This is a genomic window from Massilia sp. YIM B02763 (assembly GCF_030412015.1).
Lineage (GTDB): Bacteria > Pseudomonadota > Gammaproteobacteria > Burkholderiales > Burkholderiaceae_D > Telluria.
In genome coordinates this window covers 622,661-646,008 of record NZ_JASNRD010000001.1, presented here as the reverse complement: position 1 = coordinate 646,008, position 23,348 = coordinate 622,661, and the positions used below count along the sequence as shown (strand labels likewise).

Below are 23,348 nucleotides of genomic sequence, written 5' to 3'. Positions count from 1 at the left end.
TACCCGCCCGGTTGCCGAAAGCGGAACATTACAGGCCGCTAAGGTGTGCCGTGCGCGAAAGTACGCGTGCTATAACGATTCCGAATGTGATTTGTTCATTAACAAACGTCGCGTCGATACCGTTCCGGTCCGCCGCGGCACGTCATTCGGAATCCACCATGCCCGATCCATCCACACCCCCCGCCGCGCGCACGCCGCGCATCACAGGCGGACTGTTCGTGCTCGCCGGCCTGTTCCTGTTCTGCGGCGGCGTCTATCTCGCCATGCTCGGCGGTTCCTGGTACTACCTGCTCGCCGGGGCCGGCGTGATCCTCACGGGCGCCGGCCTGTTTGCCGGCCGGCGCTGGGCGCTGCACCTGTATGCCCTGGTTCTCGCCGCCACCGTCGCGTGGGCGCTGTGGGAAGTCGGCCTGCGCGGCTGGGAACTCGAACCGCGCCTGCTGGTGCCCACGCTGCTGGGCATCTACCTGCTGCTGCCGTGGGTCGCGCCGCGGCTGCGCGCCGGGGCAGGGCACCGTGACGGCGGATACGGCCGTGCGCAACTGCCGCTGCTGGCCTCCGTCGTGCTGGCTGTCGCCGCCGGCGCCGCCTCCTTGTCCCACGCGCCCGGCGTCGCCGGCGAATTGCCGCCGGATGCGCACCTGGCCGACGCCCACGACCGCTCGGTACCGGACGCCGACTGGCAGTTCTACGGCCGCAGCGCGAAGGGCGACCGCTATTCGCCGCTGGACCAGATCAACGCCGGCAACGTCGGCCGCCTGAAGGTGGCATGGCAGGCCCGCACGGGCGACACCATGCGTCCGGGCGAGGACGTCGGCGGCACCGATGCCGGCCACGAATTCAATTTCGAGGACACGCCCAGCAAGATCGGCGACACCGTCTACGTCTGCACGGGCCACAGCTGGGTCGTGGCGCTCGACGCGAAAACCGGCAGGAAGAAATGGAGCTTCGATCCGCACGCCGACACGGACGCGGACGTGTACCTGGCCTGCCGCGGCGTGGCCTATTACGCGGCGCCGGCCGGCACCCGGACCGATTGCCCGACCCGGATCATCGCCCCCGTGCTCGATGCGCGCGTGATGGCGCTGAACGCCGAGACGGGCAAGCCGTGCGAGGACTTTGGCACGCACGGCTTCATCTCGCTGACGAAGTACCTGGGCCATGTGCAGAAGGGCTTCCACTTCGTCACCTCGCCGCCGTTGGTGCTGAAGGATCGCCTGATCCTTGGCGGCTGGGTCTGGGACAACCAGGCCGAGCACGAGCCGTCCGGCGCCGTGCGCAGCTTCGATCCGCTGACGGGCGAACTGGTGTGGGCCTGGGACGTGGGCCACACGCCGCATACCTGGAAGCCGGGACCGAACGACGAGCTCACGCGCGGCACGCCGAATGCGTGGGGCGTGTACACGGCCGACCCCGACCTGAACCTCGTCTACCTGCCGATGGGGAATGCGACGCCGGACTACTTCGGCGGCCACCGGCGCCCGTTCGACGAGCAGTATTCGAGCGCCATCGTCGCCCTCGACATCACGAGCGGCGAGGAACGCTGGCATTTCCAGACCACCCACCACGACCTGTGGGACATGGACCTGCCGATCGGCCCGTCGCTGGTGGACGTGCCCGATCCCGCGCACCCCGGCAAGCTGGTCCCGGCGCTGGTACAGACCAACAAACGCGGCGAATTCTTCATGCTGGACCGCCGCACCGGCGCGCCGCTGGCGCGGGTCGAGGAAAAGCCGGTGCCGCAGGGCGCCGCGCCTGGCGACTACGTCAGCAGGACGCAGCCGTTCTCCACGGGACTGCCGTCGCTGACGCCGGCCGACCTGAAGGAAAGCCGCCTGTGGGGCGCGACGCCGTTCGACCAGCTCGTGTGCCGCATCCAGTTCGAATCCTTCAACTACCGCGGCCAGTTCACGCCGCCCGGCTTGCGGAAGACCATCGTGTATCCGGCCTTCGACGGCGTCATCGACTGGATGGGCGCCTCGGTGGACCCGGACCGCAAGGTGGTGTTCGCGAACGCCAACTACATTCCCTTCGTCGTCCAGCTGATCCCGCGCGAGGGACTGGAGCGCAAGGGCACGATCCAGGCCTGGAACGGCAAGGGCGACCAGCCGGTGACGAAGGAAGCGTACTCGCCGCAGTACGGCACACCCTACATCGGCAGCGTGCACCCCTGGCTCAATCCGCTGGGCGTCCCGTGCAACGCGCCGCCCTGGGGCACGCTGACGGCGATCGACCTCAAGACGCGCCGTATCGCCTGGCAGCATCCGGTCGGCACCACGCGCGACACGGGACCGTTCGGCACCCACGTCAACCTGCCGCTCGCGACGGGCATCTTCAATATCGGAGGCAATATCGTGACCCGGGGCGGCCTCGTGTTCATGGGCGCGACGGCCGACGACTACCTGCGCGCCTTCGACGAGCGCAGCGGCAAGCTGCTGTGGCAGGCCCGCCTGCCGGCCGGCGGCCAGGCCACGCCGATGTCGTACGCGGTCGACGGCAAGCAGTACGTCGTCATCGCCGCCGGCGGCCACGGCGGCCTGGGAACGAGGAGCGGCGACTACGTGGTGGCCTATGCGCTGGACGGCGGCGCGGCGCAGTAGAGCACGGCGCGCAAAAAAAATCCGCCGGTCTTGCGGCCGGCGGAACAACGTAGATTCGCGTGGAACTACGGAAGAGACGGCGCAACGATACGCCGTCTTCATGTCAGGAGCATGACGTCAGCGCAGCACCGGCAATTCGATATAGCTCTGCGCCTCGCCCGCGTGGTGGATCGCATTGTCGGCGACGATGCCGTCCTTTTCGCTCTCGTTCGGCCCGCCCGTGTTCAGGTTGCGCACGAATTTCGGGAAGTTCGACGAGGTCACCTCCACGCGGATGCGGTGGCCGGCGCCGAAGCGGGTCGCCGTCGTGATCGGGGTCGGGCGGATCGTGTAGACCTGGCCGGGCTGCATCGGGGCCGGCTTGTCGTAGCCGTCGCGGTAGCGGGCGCGGAAGATCGTGTCGCCGATGATCCAGGCGGTGCCGTCCGGTGCGACGTCGACCAGTTTCACGGCGAAGTCCGTGTCCCTGGCGCTGGACGAGACCTTCAGCACGGCGTCGACGAAGCCGGCCACGTCGACCGGCTTGTCGAGCGGGTCGGTGGTGTAGACGAGGACGTCGCTGCGCGCCTCGATGGGGCGCTGGTCGAAGGCGCCCGGGACGACGACGCCGCCGTTGCAGCAGTCGCCGCCGCCGATCGTCTGCACCGGGTTCATCGGGTCGTAGCGGTAGCGGTCCACGGCCTCGCCGGCGGGCGCCGCCTCGGGCAGCAGGCGGCCGTCGCCGTACAGCGAGTTCGCCTTGCCGCCCGAGCGCAGGTACAGGCGCATCGGCTTGGCATTCTGCGGCGGCCACTGGGCCGCGCTCTTCCAGCGGTTCTCGCCCATCATGTAGTACTGGACGCGCGGCGTCTTGGCGGGGAAGGCCTTGGCGTCGCCCTTGAGCCAGCGGTCGAACCAGCCGTAGATGGCGCCGTCGACGTCGAAGCTGGTGTCGCCCATGTCGCGTTCGCCGACCACGGTATCGGGACCGAGGCGCGCGAAGGCGCAGTGCGGCACCGGGGCCACCACGGCGTACTGGTTGGCGCTCGCTTCCTTGTCCGTGTTGGCGGCGCGCGCCACGTTGAACAGTTCCAGGTTCGGGCCGATCGACACGTCGTACCAGGTGTTGAACCACAGGGCGGGCACGCCCCAGCCCATGTCCTCGTGGTACAGGCCGCCCTTGCGCCAGGCCGGATCGGCCGGCGTGCGGTGGATGAAGTCCTCGAAGGTGGCCGGCGGCTCGCCCATCGATGTCAGCATCTGGTCGACGGGCAGGTGCTTGATCTGCTTGTTCCAGTCGACCTTGGGCTTGCTCGGATCGAGGTCGTTGTAGGCTTCGATGCGGGCGCGCAGCTTTTCGTCCGTGAGCGACGCGGGCAATTCCGCGCGCAGCGGATTGTCGACGCCGTACAGCCACACGAAGAACAGGTTGCGCGGCACGCCGCCCGTGTACCAGTTGCCCTGTTCCTGGAAGCGGCCGACCTTGCCGATGCCGGCGCCGGCCGACATCGGCACCATCGCCGCGTGCGCCGGGTGGTTCATGCCGGCCAGCGCCAGCTGCCATTCGGCCGAGGACGAGCAGCCCAGCGTGCCGACCTTGCCGTTCGACCAGGGCTGCCCGGCGATCCAGGTCAGCGTGTCGTAGCCGTCCGTCTGCGGGTTGCCCAGGATTTCCCACTTGCCCTGCGAGAAATAGCGGCCCCGTTCGTTCTGGACGATGAAGGCATAGCCGCGCTTGACGGATTCGAGCACGTAGCGGTAGGTGCCGCCCTTGAGCTTGTGCTCGTTGTACGGCGTCTTCCACAGGATGGTGGGCAGCGGGCCCTTGGCGCCCTTGGGCATGTAGATGTCGGTCGACAGGCCGACGTTGTCGCGCATGGGCACCAGGACGCCGAGTCGGGACGTGGCGATCTTCGCCAGCTCCTTGTCCATCGCCTCGGGGCTGTATTTGGCGTAATCCTGCGCGACGGCGCTCGGCGCGAGGCAGGACAGGGTGAGTGTGGCCGCGACGAGGCTGGCGATGATCTTCTTCAAGGACGCTCCTGCTGGCAAATGGGGGAAACAAACGGGATCGCGAGGCAGGACCCGGCTGGATCATGCCTCGCGAAAATTGTAACAAATATGCAAACAGTATTGCGGATTATGCGGGCGGCTGCGCTTCCTGGAACAGCGCCGGCAGTTCCACCAGCGTCAGGCCGTCCAGGTCCTGGGCCGCGTTCGCGACGAAGGCCGCGCGCGTGCCCGGTTGGCCGCGCAGCCAGCGCTGCACGGCTTCCTGCGCGTGCGCGGCCGTGCAGCCCAGCACGCCGGCACGGAAGCGTGCCCGGTCGGCGGGGCCGATGCCGCGCCGGTACAGGTCCAGCGCCGTCATCGCCGCATCGAACGGGGAGCCGGGGCGGTCCAGGTTCTTGATGACGGAGATGATCGCTTCTTCCAGTTGCTCGGTCGTGAAGTCGGCCTCCACGAAGGCGTCCAGCGCCGCCGCGAAGTCCGCATAGGTGGCTTTCAAGCGCGGGTCGCGGTAGGACTTCATCGTGAACAGGCCGGCGCCGGACGCGTACGACGCGCCGCCGCCGTAGGCGCCGCCCTGTTCGCGGATCGCGCGGTGCAGGAAGCGGTGCGTCAGCAGCTCGGCGGCCACGGCCAGCGCGGGCGCATCCTCGTGGCGCACGTTCGGCGCGGGCCAGGCAATGTGGCAGTGGTTGGCCTGGCCGGGCGCGTGCAAGGCCAGGTTGCCGGGTTGCGCGAGCACGGCGGGGCCCTTGCCGAGGTCGGGCGCCGCGGCCGCCGCCGCGTCCGGCGCGGCGGCCGCGGGTACCTGGATCAGGCCGGCCAGGGCCGCCGCATCGCCGTCGCTGCCGGCGCACACGACGGCGGCCGGGCAGGCCAGCACCAGCGCATGGATGCGCGCCAGCTGGGCGCCGACCTGCGCCGCGCCTGCCGTCGTGGCCGCGAGGCGCTGCAGGCCCGCGCGGAACGGCAGGCTCCGGATGCCGGCGGTGGCGTGCTCGAACGCGCGCAGCGGCGAATGCGGCGCCCCGGCCGCGACGGCCGCGTACTGGTCGCCGGCCTGCGCCAGGTTGTTCAAACGCTGCTGCGCGGACTGGGCGGCCAGGAAGGCGATGCGGTCGACCTCGTCGAAGCGGGGCTTGCCGATGAAGGCGGCCAGCACCTCGGCGATGCGCGCGTGTTCCTCGCGCAGGCCATCGGCATGGAAGCGCAGCGTCAGGCGCAGCCTGCCGTCGACCAGCGCCGGCAGCAGCTGCAGCGAGAACACGGGCACGGCGCGCTGGCGCCAGGCGTCCGCTTCGGCATAGTCCATGCCGTCCAGGCCCAGGCCGCGGCGCATGTCGGCGTACAGCTGCAGCCACGGCCAGTCGCTTTCCGGCAGCGCGGACACGTCGTATTCGATGCGCGCATACGAGATGCCGTTGGAGGCGATCGGGAACGTGAAGCGGTTGGCGGCGCCCGGTTCCACGGCGGGCAGCGGCAGCGGCTGCGCGTCGACGTCGCCCGGCAAGATGCGCGGCAGCACCGCCGTGTCGGTCGGCTGGCCCTGCAGGGCCAGCAGGGCGGCATTGTCGGCGTCGATGCGGGCGCGGTCGGCATCGGTCAGGCGTGCCGTGTCGCCGGCCAGGCGCGCCGTCTCGGCCGCGCCGCGCTTGCCGAAATAGTCGGGATCGGGGGCGATCGTCGCTTCCAGGCGCGCCGGCGCATCCAGCAGCGCGCGCACCATGCCGGTGAAGAAGGCGGGATCGGCGACCTGGCGTTCCAGGCCGTCCAGCACGCGTTCGCTGTCGAAGGTATCGTGCACGTCGCCGCCGCGCATGGCCACCGGCACGGCGCGCAGCATGCGCGCCAGGACGTTCGGCATCCTGCCGCTCGAGGTGTCGCGCTGCTCGTACTTGATATCGCGCAGCGTCGCGTCCAGCACGTCCTGCGGCACGCCCGTCGCGGCAGCCTGTTCGAGCGCGTCCCAGATGCGCGTGCGGGCCGGCGCCACCTGGTCCGGCGTCAATCCCTCCATCCCCAGGTGGAACAGCAGCTGGCGCGGGTTCGGGTCCATGCCGTTGATGCGCGAGGGGCGGCCGTAGCCGGCCGTCTCCATCGCCTTGCGCAGGGGCGCCGAGGCATTGCCCAGCAGGCCGGCCTGCAGCAGGTTGGCGCGGTGCAGCGCGGCGCTGTCGGCCGATTCGCCCAGGATCCAGGCGAGCTGGATGCCGTGGCCGTCCTCGCGGCCGGCCTGGCCGGGCACCGTGACGACCGTCGTGCGCGGCGCGTCGACGGCGGCCAGCTGCGGCGTCATCAGCGGCGCCGTGCCGGGCAGGCGCACCAGCACGCGCTCGGCGATGCGCTGCTGGATCTCGCGCGCGGGGATCGGGCCGGCCGTCATGAACAGCGCCTGCGACGGGTGGTAGTGGGTGGCGTGGAATTCCTTCAGCGCCGCGTGCGTCAGGTCGGGGATCGCGAGCGGGTCGCCGCCGGATACGGAAGCGTACGTGGTGCCGGCCAGCAGGTTGGCGACGACGCCGTGGTACAGCGCGCGCGACGGATCGGCGAACGCGCCCTTCATTTCGTTGAACACGACGCCCTGGTAGGCCAGCTTGCCGTCGTCCAGCACGTGGCGCCAGCCTTCCTGCAGGAAGTTCAGGTAGTCCAGGCGCGGGAAGAAGGTGGCGTCCAGGTACACGTCGAGCAGGTTGTCGAAGTCCTTGCGGTCGGTGCTGGCGAACGGGTAGACGGTGCGGTCGGCATAGGTCATGGCGTTCATGAACGTCGCCGTGGAGCGGCGCAGCATCGAGAAGAACGGGTCGCGCACCGGGTAGCGCTCGGAGCCGCTCAGCGCCAGGTGTTCGAGGATGTGGGCGCGGCCGTCGGACGTGGGCGGAATCGTCGGGAAGGCGACCAGGAAGGCCAGGTCGGGCTGCGCGGTCGCCAGGTGCACGTGGCGCGCGCCGGTGGCGGGGGCGATGTATTCTTCCAGCGTCGCCTGCAGCGAGGGGATGGAATGGGTGCGGAGAAGGTCGAATGTGCTCATGGTCGCTCGTCGTGGAATTCAAAAGCCATGCCACATCATAGACGAGGGCGCCCCGGGCTGCGCGCCACCGAGCGGATTCGCCCCGGGCAAGCGTCCTCGCGGGCGCAACGCGCCACCTAGCGCATCCGGCCCAGCCACGCGCGCAGGCGCCGCCCGGGACCGGCGCGGCGCGGGGAGGCATAGACGCGCTGCGCCGGCAGCTGCAGGGCGAGCTCGGTACCCAGCCGCGCGCGGCTCCAGATCTCGAGCGAGCCGCCCAGCGCGAGCGCGCGTTCGCGCATGCCGGCCACGCCCCAGTGGCCGTCCTTGCTGCCGTCGGGACCGACGTCGTCCGGCATGCCGGCGCCGTCGTCCCTGACGAACAGGCCGAAGCGCTCGTCGCCGTAGACGATCTCCGCCTCCACGTGGCCGGCGCGCGCATGCTGGTAGGCGTTGAACAGCGCTTCGCGGCCGATCCAGTAGATCTCGTCGCGCGCGCCGGCCTCGATGGCGCGCGCGGTGCCGGTCGCGACCAGCGTGAACGGCGGACCGAATTGCTCCTGCAGCGACTGGCCGAAGCGGGCGAGGGCGCGGCCGATGTCGTTGTCGTCGCCGCGGCGGCTGCGCAGGTTCATGAGCTCGTTGCGGCCCTCGGCCATGACCGCGTCGGCCTGGTCCAGGATCTCCTCGATGCCGTGCTGCGCCTCGCTGCCCGCGGGCAGGCGCTTGGCCACGCCGTGGAAGCGCAGGATCAGGGCCTGCATGCTCTGCAACAGCGTGTCGTGCAGCGTCCGCGCGATCCGCTCGCGCTCGGCCAGCCGTTCGCGCAGCCGCTCGCCGTAGCGCCGCGCGAGCCGGCGCGTGCGCCAGGCATACAGGCCCGCCAGCAGGCCGGCAACGGCGGCGGCGCAGGCGGCGCGGAACCAGACCGTCTGCGTGGTCCGCGGCGCGATATCGAAGGTCATCGAGGCGCCGTCCGTGTTCCAGACGCCGTCGTTGTTCGAGGCGATCACCCGGAAGCGGTAGCGGCCCGGCGCCAGGTTCGTGTACGACGCCGTGCGGCGGCCCTCGCTGTCGCGCCAGTCGGCGTCGACCCCGTCCAGCCGGTAGCGGAATTCCATCCGTTCCGGCTCCTGGTAGGACAGGGCGGTGAAGTCGATCTCCAGCGTCTCGGTGCCGGCCGGCAGGCGGGCGCTGTCTGCCGGCGCATGGACGGTGTTGCCGGACTTCAGGCCCAGGATGGCGACGGGAGGCACCAGGACGTTGCGCGGCAGGCGGGCCGGGTCGAAGGCATACACGCCGCGGGTGGTCGAAAACCACAGCGTGCCGTCGTCGCTGCGCGCCGCCGACGGCACCGGGATGATGGGACTGGTGGTGCCGGCCACGCCGTCGCGGTAGTCGAGGCGGCGGAAGCGGACCGGGTAGCCCGGCGTGGCGCGCGCGCGCTGCAGCTCCGCCGGCGCGATGCCGGAGATGCCGTTGCCGCCGTTGAGCCACAGCGTGCCGTGCGCATCGAATACCATGCCCGTGATGCCGGCGAACGGCTCGCCGCGCGCGCCGGCGACGGCGACGAAACGCTTGCCGTCGAAGTGCGCGAGTCCGTTCTCGCCGCCGACCCAGGCGCCGGCGCCGCCGGGCACGATCTGCACCACGGTGCCGATGGCCAGCCCGTCGGCGTGGCCGTAGCGGCGCACGCGTCCGCCCTCGAGCACGGCAAGCTGGTCGTTCACGGAGCCGAGCCAGACCCGGCCGCGCGCGTCGGCCGCCAGCGTCGTCGCCGCGAACGAGGCCAGTTCGGGCACGCCCCCGCCGGCCGACCACTGGCCGGCGCGCCATGCGTACAAGCCCCTGCGTCCCATGCTGACCCACATCGCGCCGTCGCGGTCCTGGGCGAAGGCATAGACGAAGCGGGGGACGGGAGGACTCGACGGCACCGGTGCGGGGATCGTTTCCAGGCTGCCGTTCTTCAGCACGCCGATCCGGCCGTCGCTGCGGCCGACCCAGACCGTGTCGTCCCGCGCCCGATGCAGGGCGGTGACCACGCCGAGCGTGCCGGGGGCCGGCAGGAAGGGCTGGAATGGCCCGCCGGATGCGGCCAGCGACACCCGGTCGGTCCACGCGCTGCCGCCGGGCCCGCCGGCGACGGGCCTGGCGTTGCCGGCGGCATATACCGGCAGCGGTACCGCATTGACGCGCGCCGGCTTGTAGCGGTCCAGTCCATCCTCCGTGCCGACCCAGACATTGCCTTCGCGGTCTTCGAGGAAGACATTGGCGGCATGGTCGCCCAGCCGTTCGACGACGGGTTTGCCATCCGCCGCATGGCGGACCCGCACGACGCCCTGCAAGGTGTCCATCCACGCGTCGCCCTTGCGGTCGAACATGAACACGCCGACCTTGGTGGCGATGTCGAAGGCCGGGGCCGGCCGTTTCGCGGGCGGCGCCAGCATGCGCAGGCCGCGCGTCTCGAGGTTCGTGGTCCAGACGCTGCCGTCCGGATGCTGGGCGAGCACGCCTTGGGCGTTCAGCGCGCTCTCCTGTACGAACCTGGCACCGCCCTTGGGCAGCATGAATATGGCCGTATCGCCGCGGGCCCAGAGCACGCCGCGGCGGTCGAACAACAGCGAGTAGATGCGTTCCGTCGGTGCGCCGAGCGCTGGATCCGGACGCCGCCAGCGGCCGTCGAAGTACACCAGCCCCTGGGCGGTCGCCAGCCACAGGCGGCCCGACCCGTCGCGGGTGGCGCAGAAGATGGTGCCGGCCGGCGTGTCGGGATCGTCGAGGCGGAAATGGCGCATCCGTCCGTCCTGCATCAGGCTGACCCCGCCGTACTTGTAGCCGACCCACATGGTGCCGCCCTCGAGCATGCCGATGGCGGAGATATTCGACGACAGCGGCGCCTGGTCCCCGGTCGCGCGCAGGAAGCGCACGCCGTCGAAGCGGTACAGCCCCGACGCGCTGCCGATCCAGATCCAGCCGTCGGGTGTCTGGGCGATGCCCGTGATGCCGGTCGGCGCCCCTTCTCTGGCGGTCCAGCTGCCGTGCACCAGGTCGATATCGGGTGCGTAACGCGGCGGGACGCTCATGGCGCCGGCGGTGGAAAATGCCGTGGACGCACCCAGGATACAGAGCGCGAGCACGACGATGAACAGCGAAGAGCGGGTCGGACTGCGCATTCCGTGAGGGTAATCGTGGTTTTATGCCATGATAGACAATTATCCTATGTCAATGACTCCTCAGATATGAGTAGTTGCGCGGTCATGGCGATCGGTGCTAGCCGATGCTCAAGGCGCCTGGAGGACTGCGCGGCATCGACGCCGGGCGGCGTCAGGGACAGACCGGGTCGCCCGGGCGGTAGCCGAGCGATTCGGCATTCGCGATGGTCGTCGAGACGGGCAAGGCCACGTTCAGCGGCATCAGCTTGGGCAGCGGGATCATCGTCTGGTAGTTCGCGTGGTCGCAGTCGGCGCTGCCGGGCGCGCAGATGCGCGCCCGCACCAGGCGCACGCATGTATCGGCGGCGGACGCCGACCCGCCGTAGGGATTGCGCAGGCAGTTGTGGCGGTTGCGGCCGGGGCAGGTGGGCATCTGCCCGGCCGGAATGGCTTCCAGCACGAGCGTGCTGCCCTGCTGGCGCAGGGCCATGTAGTCGATGCGGACGTACTGCTCGGTGATGGGCGCGCCGAACGGCAGCATGCCCGGCGTGTCGCGCAGCACGGCCCTTTGCTTGGCGCGTTCCAGCTCGGCGGTATTGCGCCAGTCGATGTTCGCCGCGGCGTGCGCGGCGCTTCGGGTGACGTCGGCGAGCGTGTTGTACATGTACATGATGCGGGCCAGTTCGACGATGCCGAACACCACGGTGAAGAAGATTCCGGCGACCAGCGCGAATTCGACGGCCGCGATGCCCTTGCGCGCTGCCCGGCGGGGCGGGAAAGGGGCGTTGTCCATGTCAGCCTCCTGCATATTCCATGACCGCGGCGGTGCGCAGGTCGACCGGCGTGCTGTTCGTGAACTTCACGATCATCATGTCGAAAAAAGGATCGCGCATGTAGACGGTGACCCGCACCATCACCTTCTTCGGCCGGTCGAAGCCGAAGCAGCCGTTCCAGTAGCCGCCGCTGTCGCCGACGTAGCAGAAGATGCCGGTCGAGACGCCGCCGCCGGGGCTCAGCTCGCCCACCTCCAGCGCCGCGATGCGCCGCGCCACCGCCACGATCGGGACTTCGGCGCCGCCGGCGGACCCCTGGATTTCCCTGGGTGTGGCGGCCGCCAGGAAGCGGGCGGCGTCGTGCGCCGCCTTGGTCGCGACCGTGTAGTGCCAGAAGATCCAGCCGAAGAACAGCAGCGCGTACAGCATCGTCGCGAACATGAGCAGGAGGAGCGCCAGCTCGACGGCGACGCTGCCGCGCGCGCGCGGGGCCCGCTTGCGCCAGGCCGGGCTCATTGGAAGATCTCCACCCGGCCGCCCAGCGCGTCTTCTGTCGCCACGCCGCCGAATTCCGCGTAAATCGACGTCGCGTCGGCCGGCACGGTCATGAAGAACTTGCCGACGGCCAGCACCGTCGCGGCGGAACCTGTGACGGGGCAGGCCAGCAGGGGTACGTTCAGCACGCGCCGGAACTTGCTGCCCGGGGAGCGGCTGGTGCCAGGCGTCTGCACGAACGTGCTGCCGCTGGTCGCCAGGTAGGGCGTCGCGGACGGATAGGATCCGGTGCCGGTGGTGGCTCCCGCGTCCGTTCCGTACAAGGCGCGCCAGACCGTCGTGTTGGCGGAGAAGGTCGTGTATCCGCCGGCGGGCTCCGGCGATCCCTGCTGTTCGTATGACGACCACGGGACGGCGCGCGCGAAGCTCCACAAGGGCCCGTAGTTGGCGATGGCCGGATGGTTCGGCGGACCCGCGTCGGCGATCGTCTGCAGCCGCGTGTCTCCCGCCGTGTCCGACGTGGCGCTCTGGCTGGCCGGCTTCGGCGACATCCAGCTGATGCTTGCGTACGGATATTGCTTGACGTTCGTGTCGGGCGGCGCGGCATTCAGGTCGCAGGACCCCGTGTAAGGATCGAAGCGGGAATTCAGGTGGGTGTAATAGGTCCCGATCGGAAACGGGCTTTGCACGCCGACGGAAGCGCCCGTCACGCGCGGCACCGTCATCGTGCCGCTGCAGATATACGGTTCGTAGAGCCAGGCGTTGAAGTGCGTCGACGAACTCCCGTTGCCCGCCAGCGCGACGGGGTCGACCTGGAAATTGAGCGGCGACGTGCCATTGGGATTGAGGCGCATCAGGTTGTAGCTGATGCCCCGCCGAAAGCCGTATTCGACCAGTTCGTCGTACGTCGACCCGCCCGTATTCGTCCGTTTCGCGTGCGGGTCGGTCGACATCGCGCAGACGGCGAACGGGGTGACGTTCACCCGGCTGCGCCCGGCGACGGCGACGTGGCCGACCTGGATCGCCCCGGCGGAAAGCAGCGGCGCGAAGAAAGCCTGTACCAGTCCGTAACTGTCGTCGAGCGCGCTCGTGTCGACCTTGGCAACCATCAGGCCGGCCGGCGCCGCCGACGCCTGGGTGCTCGTGCGCCATCCGGCGGCGCCGTCGCGCGAGGTGCTGAAGGCGATGGCGGCATCGTCCCAGCGCATCTTGTTGACATACATATACCTAGGGCCGTTGTCGCCATCCTCGATCAGTCCGCGCGCCGCGGCCAGGGCGGCGGCGACGCCGGCCGCCGTCCCGTTCAGCTTGTCGGCCGCGGCGATCGCGGCGGCATCGGCGGCCGTGTGCAGTTCCGCGCGGCGGTTGTAGACGCGCGACAGGTCGATGGCAAGGGCAAAAAAGCCGAGGATGAGCAATACCAGCGCGGCCGACATGATGGCGATGGCGCCACGCTGCCGGCCGCGCTGCCCAAGACGGACGAACCGCGGCGCGCTTTCCTTCACTGGCATCCTCCGTTGATCAGCAACACATGAGCGAGGACAGTTGAACAATCTCAACAGAAATTGTAGTGAAGGGGCATGGCGCGTCGTTGACGGCTCACAAGCGCGGACGCAGGAGGGGGATGGCGGAACGAAAGGAGCGCCGGGGCGGCGCGCCAGGCCGCCCCGGGACCCCGGCCGGCCTGGCCCGGCCGGACTGGCCGTGCTTCAGCGGGTGGACTGGGTGGCGGCCTCGTAGCGGCGTGCCACTTCGTCCCAGTTGATGATGTTGAAGAATGCGGCGATGTAGTCGGGACGGCGGTTCTGGTAATTCAGGTAGTACGCGTGTTCCCACACGTCCAGCCCGAGGATCGGGGTGCCGCCCGACAGGCCGGCGAATCCGCCCATCAGCGGATTGTCCTGGTTGGCGCTGCTCTCGACGAGCAGCTTGCCGTCCTTGCCCACGGTGAGCCAGGCCCAGCCGCTGCCGAAGCGGGTTTGTGCTGCCTTGGTGAAACTTTCCTTGAACTTGTCAAAGCCGCCCAGCTCGCTGTCGATGGCCGCGGCCAGCTTGCCCGACGGCGCGCCGCCGGACGGCGACAGCACGGTCCAGAACAGCGCGTGGTTGGCATGGCCGCCGCCGTTGTTGCGCACGGCGGTCTGGATCTGCTGGGGCAGGGTATCGATCCGGGTGATCAGCTGTTCCACCGGTTCTTCCTGGACACCGGCCTCGCCCACGGCATTATTGAGGTTGGTGACATAGGTCTGGTGGTGCTTGGTGTGGTGGATTTCCATCGTGCGCGCATCGAAGTGCGGTTCGAGCGCATCGTAGGCATACGGCAAGGGTGGCAATTCATAAGGCATCTTCGTTCTCCCTTCAATGGATGGGTTCGGAAAAGGGACCTTGCCGGTAACGCAAGGTCCTGTAGTGCGCATATGTTGCTGGCGTCGAAAACATCAAGTGTCAGCGTTCCACTATACCGAATGGCCGCCGGGCCCATCGTTCGCTTGCGCCCCCCCCCCGGCGCTTCCTTGTATCGCATTGTTTCCCGGCGGATCAGGCAAGCGCATCCGTGTAAAATGTGCATTCCTCTGCGTTACATTTCACATTTCATGCCCGACAACGCCTTGACCTTTCTCGACCGCGGCGGGAAGACCGCAGAGCTCATCCGTGCATTTCCTTGGGACGGCACCGCGCTCGGCCCCATCGAACGCTGGCCCGGCGGCCTGAAGACGCTGGTCTCCTTCGTCCTGCGCTCGCCCGTGCCGATCGTGACGCTGTGGGGCGAGGACGGCTACATGATCTACAACGACGCCTATTCGGTCTTTGCCGGCGGACGCCATCCGCGCCTGCTGGGCTCGAAGGTGCGCGAGGGCTGGCCCGAGGTGGCGGACTTCAACGACAACGTGATGAAGGTCGTGCTGCGCGGCGGGATCCTCAGCTACACGGACCAGGAACTGACGCTGCACCGCAACGGCAAGCCGGAGCAGGTGTGGATGAATCTCGACTACTCGCCGGCCGCGTTCGAGGAAGGCGGCATCGCCGGCGTGATCGCGGTGGTCGTGGAGACGACGGCCAAGGTGCGCGCCGAGACGGCGCTGCGCGAGAGCGAGGCCAGGTACCGCGCGCTCAGCGCCACGCTGGAGCAGCAGGTGTCGGCCCGCACGGCGGAGCGCGACCGCATCTGGCGCCTGTCCAAGGACATCATGCTGGTCGCCGGCTTCGATGCCCGCCTGGCCGCGGTGAACCCGGCGTTCACCTCGACGCTGGGCTGGCGCGAGCAGGACGTGGTCGGCACCTCCTTCCTCGACCTCGTGCACCCGGACGACCTGCAGGCGACGCTGCAGCAGGTGGGTACGCTGAGCGGCGGCGGCCACGTCTACCGCTTCGAGAACCGCTACCGCCGCAAGGATGGCAGCTACTGCACGCTGGCCTGGACGGCGGTGCCGGACGCGGACTTCATCCATGCCGTCGGCCGCGACATCACCGCGGACCTGGCGCAGGCCGAGACCATGCGCCGCACCGAGGCCGCGCTGCAGCAGGCGCAGAAGATGGAGACCATCGGCAAGCTGACGGGCGGCGTCGCCCACGACTTCAACAACCTGCTGCAGGTCATCTCCGGCAACCTGCAGCTGCTGGCGCCGGAACTGGCGGGCATGCCGGAAAGCCACCGCCGCGTCGAGAACGCGCTGGCCAGCGTGCAGCGCGGCGCCAAGCTCGCCAGTTCGCTGCTGGCGTTCGCGCGCAAGCAGCCGCTGGAGCCGAAGGTGATCCGCGTCAGCCGCCTCGTCATGGGCATGGAGGACATGCTGCGCCGCAGCCTGGGCGAGGAAATCGAGATCGAGACCGTGATGTCGGGCGGCCTGTGGTGGCACGTCGATCGACGTCGTCCAGTTCGAGAACGCCCTGCTCAACCTGGCCATCAATGCGCGCGACGCGATGGACGGCGCCGGCAAGCTGACCATCGAAGTGGGCAATGCGCTGCTCGATGCCGCCTATTGCGCCGGCCATCCGGACGTGGCGCCCGGCCAGTACGTGATGATCGCCGTCAGCGACACCGGCAGCGGCATGCCGCCGGAGGTGGTGAACCGCGCCTTCGAGCCGTTCTTCTCCACCAAGGCCGAGGGCAAGGGCACGGGCCTGGGCCTGTCGATGGTGTACGGCCTGGTCAAGCAGTCGGGCGGCCACATCAAGATCTACAGCGAACCGGGCGAGGGCAGCACGATCAAGCTCTACCTGCCCCGTTCGGACGCGTCGGAGGACGCCTACGTGGCGCTGGACACGCAGCCCGTGGTCGGCGGCAGCGAGACGATCCTGGTGGCCGAGGATGACGAAGCGGTGCGCGCGACGGTGGTCGAGATGCTCACCGAGCTCGGTTACCGCGTGCTCAAGGCGGGCGACGCGAGCGCCGCGCTGACCGTCATCGACAGCGGCGTGCACGTCGACCTGCTGTTCACCGACGTCGTCATGCCGGGACCGCTGCGCAGCCCCGAACTGGCGCGCAAGGCCAGGGAGCGCCTGCCCGAGCTGGCCGTGCTGTTCACCTCGGGCTACACGGAAAACGCGATCGTGCACGGCGGCCGCCTGGACCGCGGCGTGGAGCTGATCGGCAAGCCGTACACGAAGGAGCACCTGGCGCGCAAGATCCGCCACGTGCTGGCCAACGAACAGCAGAAGCGCATCGCGCAGGCGGCACCCGCACCGGCGTCGGCAGCGGCAGCGGCACCGTCCGCCCCGTCCATGCCGCGCCTGAAGGTGGTGCTGGTCGAGGACGAGGACGACATCCGCGAAAACACCCGCGACATGCTCGCCTTCCTGGGCCACGAGGTCGCCATGGCGGCCAGCGCGGAAGACGCGTTGCCCCTGCTGGCATCCGACGTCGACCTGCTGCTGACCGACCTGCAATTGCCGGGCATGGGTGGCGAGGACCTGGCGCGGGCCGCGCTGGCGCGTCTCCCGGGCATCAAGGTGATGCTGGCGAGCGGCTACGGCGGGGCCCCGCAGGTGGCCGGCGCGGCCATGCTGCCCAAGCCCTATACGCTGGACAGCCTGCGGGTGGCCCTGGCCGGGCTGGCGCCGGCGCCGGGCACGGCGGCCTGAGGCCTCACGCCTGTTCCTGGGCCAGGCTGCTGGTGTTCTGGTGCGCCCGCGCGTCGAGCGGGATATCGACGACGAAGGTGGTGCCGCGCTCGACGCTGCTGTCGAGGCCGATGCTGCCGCCATGGCTCTCGGCCACGGCGCGCACATAGGGAAGGCCGATGCCCCAGCCCCCCTTGGCCTCGCGCCTGGCCGATTCCGCGCGCCGGTACATCTGGAAGATGCATTCCTGCTCCTGGGCGGGGATGGGTTCGCCCTCGTTGTGGACGGTCAGCACCAGGCGCCCGTAGATCTCGCCCGTGCGGATCGTGATCGGCGTGCCCATGCTGCCGTACTTGACGGCGTTCGTCACCAGGTTTTCCGTCACCCGCTTCATGGCGGCGCGGTCCCACCATCCCTGCAAGGTGCCGCCTTCGACCGCGAAGCGGTTGCCGTGGGCGGCGATGGCATCGGCCAGCACCTCCTCGACCACCGCGTGGATGTCGACCCGCTCGATGGCCAGCTGGATCTTGCGGCCGCCGTGGAACGCCATCGTGTCGAGCAGCTCGTCGATCATGCCGCTCATGCGCCGGGTGTTCGCCAGCGCCTTGGCGGCCACCGCCTTGATGCGGGTGGGGTCGCTGGTCAGCAGGATCACTTCGAGCGCCGTCACGGTCGCCGCCAGCGGATTGCGCAGGTCGTGCGTGAGGGCCGCCGCGAAGCGCTCGCGAAAACCGCTGTGCACGAGCGAGAACGCTTCCACGGCCTGCTGGATGCCGGAATCGATGGACGCGTGGACGGCATGCGTCTCGACGTGGTCGAGGGCCACCCCCTCGCGGTGCAGCACCTCGAAGATGGCCCAGCGCAGCAGCTGGTATTCCTCGATCAGCGCGGCATGGTCGTAGGTGGTGATGCGGGCCCGTTCGCCCCCGTGCTCGGCCGCCACCGTGGTGCCATCGACGGCCGAGGTGCGCGGGTAGTCGGGGCTGATGCTCTGCGCGATGTTGTCGTAGAAGACGGGCAGGGTGTCGATCAGGATCGGCTGCTGCAGGGCGCGTGCCTGCAGGACCTGGTCGCGCACGCGGCGGGACCAGGTGTCGAAGACCTGTTCGCGCAGGGCGAGCATGCGCCTTGCGTTCTCGGACAGGCGCTGCTCGCCGGCGTCCTGGTCGCTGGCTAGGCTCATGAAGTCCCCCGGGTCGAATGGTGTGGACACCATGCTACGCCAGTTTGCCGCCGGAGCGCGGCAACTGTAACGGCAGAGCAGCCCCGCCGTTACATTTTCATTGCGCTTGCGTTCAATAGGTCCAGTTCAGGCTGACGCTGGCGTTGCGCGGCGCCGCGTAGTAGCTCTGGTTCCAGTACAGGCTCTGGAGGTGGCGCTTGTCGGTCAGGTTGTAGACGTTGGCCGAGAGCTTCAGGTGCGGCGTGATGTCGTACTGGGCCATCAGGCCCACGGTGGCGTAGGAACCCTGGCGGATCACGGCGGCGACGTCGTCCAGGTAGATCCGCGACTGCCAGTTGACGCTCGCGCCCACCTTCAGCTCCGGCAGCGCCGGGAAGCGGTAGGTGGTGGCGGCGCGCACCGTCTTGCGCGGGATATAGGTCTTGACGTCCTCGCCCTCGTTGCCTTCCATCGACAGCTGGGCGAAGCCGATGTTGGCGTTCCAGTTGCGCGTCAGCTGGCCGCTCGCCTCCAGCTCGAAGCCCTTCGACTTGGCGCTGATGCCTTCGTAGTAGGCGTCGACGCCGTTCAGGTAGCCGAGCAGCTGGGCGGCATTGTCCTGCTTGGTCTTGAAGACGGCGCCGGACAGGTTCAGGCGGCCGCCCATCAATTCGCTCTTCACGCCCAGTTCGTAGGTCTTGCCCTCGACCGGCGCCAGCGGCTGGCGGCTGGCGTCGATCTCGCTCTGCGGATTGAAGATGGCCGTGTAGCTGGCGTAGGCCGACACGTTGCGGTTGATATCGTAGACCAGGCCCGCGTACGGCGAGGTCTTGCTGGCCGAGCGGTAGCTGTCGACGCCGTAGCTGTTGCCGCTGGTGTCGACCTTGGCGTGGTTCGCGCCCGTCAGCAGCTTCCAGTCGTCGGCCAGGTTCCAGCGCACGGCCACGAAGGCGTTCTTGCGCTTGTCGGTGAAGCCGCTGTTGGCGATGCTGGCGTCGAACGCCGGTTCCGGATAGCTGCCGTCGACGGCGGTATTGCCCGGCAGGTCGGTGCCGATGCCCTGGCCGTAGCCCGAGAACTGGTCGACCCGGGACTCCGCCCACGAGGCGCCGAAGCTCAGGTCGTGGCTGCGGCCGCCCAGGTCGAACTTGCCCGTCACCGAGGCGTCGGCCAGCTTCTGCTTGAACTTCGAGCGGTACAGCGACGGGTAGCTGGTCAGGCCCAGGCCGGTCGCGCGGTCCTGGATGCCGGACACGAAGAACAGCTTCGAATCGGTGGGCGACAGGTTGTAGGTGGCCGTCGCCTTGCCCGTCCAGCCGTTGCCGAAGCGGTGCGTCCATTCGGCGAAGGTGCTGTTGACGGCGGCATCCTGGTAGGTCCAGCCCGGCGCCGTGTTGGCGGCGGTCGGGTAGTTGGTCGGGGTGCCGTCCGTGTAGTACAGCGGCAGCGCGCCCCACATCGCGCCGTCGGCCGCGCTCTTCTGGTAGGTGTAGCCGGCGGCGACCTTGTCGTTCGCGCCCAGCTTGCCTTCGACGATGACGGAGGCCACGGTCTTGGTGAGGTTGTAGCGGTCGAGCCAGGAGCCGCCCTGGTCGCGCGCCACCACGACGCGCGCCGCCCACTGTTCGTTCAGGGGAATCGTGACGTCGCCGTCGAAGCGCTTGTGGCCCCAGGTCCCGTAGGTCAGGCCGGCGGAGGCGGCCAGCTTGTCGCCCGGGCGCTTGCGCGTGAAGTTGACGGTGGCGGACGGGTTGCCGGTCGAGGACAGCAGGCCGTTGGCGCCGCGCACGATGTCGACCTGGTCGTACAGCGCCGTGTCGAAGTTGCCGGTGACATTGCCGAACACGAAGGGAATGCCGACGCCGTCGTACTGGAAGTTGGTGATCTCGAAGCTGCGCGCCGTGTAGTAGACGCGATCGGTCTCGATCGATTCCACCGTCACGCCGGGCGTGCTGGCCAGCATGTCGTTGACGGAGTTCAGCTTGAAGTCGTCCATTTTCTCGCGCGTGACCACGGAGATCGATTGCGGGGTCTCGCGCAGCGACAGGTCCAGGCGGGTCGCGGTGGCGCTGTCGCGCACCGTGTAGCCCTGTTTCGCGTTGGCGCCCGTGATGGTGACGGTGGCCACGTTCGTGTCCGCCTGCACTTCCGGGACGGCCGGCGTCTCCGGCTCGGCGGCCAGCGCCGGGCTGCCCGCGGCGAGCAGGGCGCAAGCCAGGGCCAGCGGATGCAGGCGCAGCAGGCGTGCGGAATCGGATTGCGGGAAGCGGGACGAACGTGGGCGGGACATCGGAACTCCTGGCTGGTGGCCGGCGTCGTGCCGGCTAAAGTTAATAAGAATCATTCGCAATTATAGCGAGGCGTGGGCGAATGATCTACTTTTCTAGAGAGAAATAATTGCGGATGAGGACAGGATGGGACGCATGCGGCCGAGCCGCGTCGCTCGCCGGTCGGCGATGCCCATGTCTCCGCACATGCCGGTGACATGCACCGTCAAGGGGAGTCCCTTGATCCAGCGCACGCCCGCCAAATGCGAAAAACATATGATCATCCACGGCGAGGTAGCAAAGAGGTCATGCAACGGCTTGCAACGCCGTGGAGGCAGGTTCAATTCCTGCCCTCGCCTCATCCCCGGCTTTTCCGCTTGGTTTTCTTTTTTCACGGTCGGGTCATGCCTGCGTGCTACGCTTGCAGGATGATCGTTATTCAGGACCCATCGTGACGCATTCCTGTCCCAGCCTTGTCGTTCCTGCTTGCTCGATGGTGCGCGCGTGATGCCCGCGCAACCCCGGCGCCGCGCGCTGCTGCGCGCCATGCTCGCCCTGGCCGCGTCGCCCGCCATCGCATCCGCCGCCGACGAAGCCTTGCCCGATCGCGCCGGCAGCCCGCTCGCGCCCTGGCAGCCGGGCTGGCTCGACATCCACCACATCGCCACGGGCCGCGGCAACGCCACGTTCGTGATGCTGCCCGACGGGACCAGCATGCTGATCGACGCGGGGGCATCGAACAACGGCCTCGATACCTCGGTGGCGCCACGGCCGGATGCCAGCCGGCGTGCGGGCGAGTGGATCGGCCGCTATGCGCGCCGCCACCTGCGCCGCGCCGGACTCGTTGCCCTGGACTACCTGCTCGTGACCCACGTGCACCCGGACCACACGGGCGACGTCGGCGCGGCGTCGCCGCTCGCGGCCAACGGCAAGTACCGCCTGAGCGGCGTCACCGACGTGGCCGAGCTGCTGGAGATCGGCACCGTCGTCGACCGCGGCTATCCGGACTACGCGTATCCGGCGCCCATCCAGGGCGCGTTCGCCGACAACTACCGCGCCTTCGTGCAGGAGCGCCGGCGCGCCGGCCGGGCCGTCGAGCGCGTCAAGGTCGGCAGCGCGACCCAGTTGCGCGCCATGGGCCACCGTCCGGGCGCGCCGGCCTTCGAGATCCGCAACGTGGCCGCCAACGGCGAGGTGTGGAGCGGGCAGGGCGAGTCGGCGGTCGCGCACTTTCCGCCGCTGTCGACGCTGGCGCGGGCCGACTGGCCGAACGAGAACGTGTGCTCGATCGCGGTCCGCCTCGGCTACGGCCGCTTTTCCTATTTCACGGCGGGGGACCTGACCAGCTACACGGAAGACGGCGCGCTACCCTGGCGCGATATCCTCGGCCCGGCCGCAAAGGCCGCCGGGCCGGCCAGCGTGGCGACGGCGGACCACCACGGCATGTTCGACGGCCTCGACGCCGAGGTCGTGCGTGCGCTGCGGCCGCAGGTATGGGTGGTACCGAGCTGGCACATCGCGCATCCGGACATGCTGCAGCTCGAGCGCATGTTCAGCCAGCGCCTGTACCCGGGGCCGCGCGACGTGTTCGCGACTTCCGTGATGCGCGAGAACATGCTCGCCAACGGCCGCCTGACCAGCCGCATGCGCAGCCACGACGGCCATGTCGTCGTGCGCGTGGCGCCGGGCGGCGCGCGCTTTCACGTGGCCGTGACGGACAACCGCGACGAGGACGACCGCGTGGCGCTCGTCACGGGACCCTACCTGGCCTGACACGCGCGGTCATGGCCCTGTCATGGGGGCCGGGTAGAGTCGGGCCACCCCGAACTCCACCCTGACAAGGCACACCATGAGGAATACCGACCACCCCGACCTGGTCCGGCGCGTCCGTCTCGACATCGCCGACAGCTACGACGAAGAGCTCGAACTGGAGCTGGACGACCGCGACCTCGACCCGGACACGCTGCTGCCGGCGCAATCCCAGACCGAGGCCGAGCGCAGCGCGCGGCGCGATTACTTCCGCGAGCTGTTCCGCCTGCAGGCCGAGCTGGTCAAGCTGCAGGACTGGGTCGCGCACACGGGCCACAAGGTCGTGATCCTGTTCGAAGGCCGCGACGCGGCCGGCAAGGGCGGGGCCATCAAGCGCATCGTGCAGCGCCTGAACCCGCGCGTGTGCCGCGTGGTGGCGCTGCCGGCGCCGAACGACCGCGAACGCACCCAGTGGTATTTCCAGCGCTACGTCCCGCACCTGCCGGCGGCCGGCGAGATCGTCCTATTCGACCGCAGCTGGTACAACCGCGCCGGCGTCGAGCGCGTGATGGGCTTCTGCACGGACGACCAGTACGAGGAATTCTTCCAGACCGTGCCCGAGTTCGAACGCATGCTGGTGCGCTCGGGCATCCAGCTGATCAAGTACTGGTTCTCGATCTCGGACGAGGAGCAGAACGCGCGCTTCCTGTCCCGCATCCACGACCCGCTCAAGCAGTGGAAGCTCAGCCCGATGGACCTGGAGTCGCGCCGGCGCTGGGAGGAGTACACGAAGGCCAAGGAAGTCATGCTGGAACGCACGCACATTCCGGAAGCGCGCTGGTGGGTCGTGCAGGGCGTGGACAAGAAGCGCGCGCGCCTGAACTGCATCCACCACCTGCTGCAGCAGATCCCGTACGAGGAAGTCGACCGGCCGACGATCCAGCTGCCGGAGCGCGAGTACCACGACGACTATGTGCGCCGGCCGGTGCCGCCGGAGATCATCGTGCCGGATATCTACTGACGGCGGGCGACGGCCCGTTCCGCTTCACGTCCGCCCTGTCCTTGCTCCGGGACCACCCATCGACTGCAACCT

Annotated in this window: 13 protein-coding genes, 1 tRNA gene and 1 pseudogene; 6 read left to right on the top strand and 9 right to left on the bottom strand. The window is 69.1% G+C overall.

Annotated features, from left to right (window positions below):
- Positions 1-158 precede the first annotated feature (158 nt).
- Positions 159-2,600 (top strand): membrane-bound PQQ-dependent dehydrogenase, glucose/quinate/shikimate family, encoded by a 2,442-nt coding sequence (locus QPK32_RS02695; protein WP_290411235.1) that lies wholly within the window; start codon positions 159-161, stop codon positions 2,598-2,600.
- 117 nt (positions 2,601-2,717) lie between these two features.
- Here the strand turns inward: QPK32_RS02695 and QPK32_RS02690 are convergent, their stop codons facing one another.
- The 7 genes from QPK32_RS02690 to QPK32_RS02660 form a co-directional block, all read right to left on the bottom strand.
- Positions 2,718-4,613, bottom strand: a complete 1,896-nt coding sequence (locus tag QPK32_RS02690) for a CocE/NonD family hydrolase (protein WP_290411234.1) — start codon at positions 4,611-4,613, stop codon at positions 2,718-2,720.
- A 106-nt stretch (positions 4,614-4,719) separates the two neighbouring features.
- Entirely contained in the window at positions 4,720-7,617 is a 2,898-nt protein-coding gene (locus QPK32_RS02685) for an insulinase family protein (RefSeq protein WP_290411233.1), read from the bottom strand.
- Between the two features lie 116 nt (positions 7,618-7,733).
- Positions 7,734-10,769 (bottom strand): sensor histidine kinase, encoded by a 3,036-nt coding sequence (locus tag QPK32_RS02680; protein WP_290411232.1) that lies wholly within the window; start codon positions 10,767-10,769, stop codon positions 7,734-7,736.
- A 151-nt stretch (positions 10,770-10,920) separates the two neighbouring features.
- On the bottom strand, positions 10,921-11,541 hold the full coding sequence (locus QPK32_RS02675; protein ID WP_290411231.1) for a TadE family protein: 621 nt from the start codon (positions 11,539-11,541) through the stop codon (positions 10,921-10,923).
- Position 11,542: 1 nt separating this feature from the next.
- A complete protein-coding gene (locus tag QPK32_RS02670; RefSeq protein WP_290411230.1) occupies positions 11,543-12,037 on the bottom strand; it encodes a TadE/TadG family type IV pilus assembly protein in 495 nt (164 codons plus the stop codon).
- Positions 12,034-13,521, bottom strand: coding sequence for a pilus assembly protein TadG-related protein (locus tag QPK32_RS02665; RefSeq protein WP_290411229.1), 1,488 nt, complete (start codon positions 13,519-13,521; stop codon positions 12,034-12,036). Before QPK32_RS02665 ends, QPK32_RS02670 begins: the two co-directional genes overlap by 4 nt.
- 204 nt (positions 13,522-13,725) lie before the next feature.
- A complete protein-coding gene (locus QPK32_RS02660; RefSeq protein WP_290411228.1) occupies positions 13,726-14,361 on the bottom strand; it encodes a superoxide dismutase in 636 nt (211 codons plus the stop codon).
- Positions 14,362-14,433: 72 nt separating this feature from the next.
- Here QPK32_RS02660 and QPK32_RS26505 point away from each other — a divergent pair.
- Both QPK32_RS26505 and QPK32_RS02650 read left to right on the top strand, forming a co-directional pair.
- A pseudogene (locus tag QPK32_RS26505) lies at positions 14,434-15,690 on the top strand (PAS domain S-box protein); the annotation flags it as partial.
- A 247-nt stretch (positions 15,691-15,937) separates the two neighbouring features.
- The gene (locus QPK32_RS02650; RefSeq protein ID WP_290411227.1) at positions 15,938-17,098 is read left to right on the top strand and encodes a response regulator; all 1,161 of its coding nucleotides are present in this window, start codon (positions 15,938-15,940) and stop codon (positions 17,096-17,098) included.
- A gap of 4 nt (positions 17,099-17,102) precedes the next feature.
- Here QPK32_RS02650 and QPK32_RS02645 read toward each other — a convergent pair whose 3' ends face one another.
- Both QPK32_RS02645 and QPK32_RS02640 read right to left on the bottom strand, forming a co-directional pair.
- Complete coding sequence (locus tag QPK32_RS02645; RefSeq protein WP_290411226.1) at positions 17,103-18,260, bottom strand: sensor histidine kinase KdpD; 1,158 nt, start codon at positions 18,258-18,260, stop codon at positions 17,103-17,105.
- 112 nt (positions 18,261-18,372) lie between these two features.
- Positions 18,373-20,529 (bottom strand): TonB-dependent siderophore receptor, encoded by a 2,157-nt coding sequence (locus tag QPK32_RS02640; protein ID WP_290411225.1) that lies wholly within the window; start codon positions 20,527-20,529, stop codon positions 18,373-18,375.
- A gap of 265 nt (positions 20,530-20,794) precedes the next feature.
- Here QPK32_RS02640 and QPK32_RS02635 point away from each other — a divergent pair.
- The 3 genes from QPK32_RS02635 to ppk2 all read left to right on the top strand — a co-directional run bounded on the left by QPK32_RS02635 (position 20,795) and on the right by ppk2 (position 23,276).
- A tRNA-Cys gene (locus tag QPK32_RS02635) sits at positions 20,795-20,865 on the top strand.
- A gap of 148 nt (positions 20,866-21,013) precedes the next feature.
- A complete protein-coding gene (locus QPK32_RS02630; protein WP_290411224.1) occupies positions 21,014-22,279 on the top strand; it encodes an MBL fold metallo-hydrolase in 1,266 nt (421 codons plus the stop codon).
- A 76-nt stretch (positions 22,280-22,355) separates the two neighbouring features.
- Positions 22,356-23,276, top strand: coding sequence for a polyphosphate kinase 2 (gene ppk2 / locus QPK32_RS02625; protein ID WP_290411223.1), 921 nt, complete (start codon positions 22,356-22,358; stop codon positions 23,274-23,276).
- Positions 23,277-23,348 lie beyond the last annotated feature (72 nt).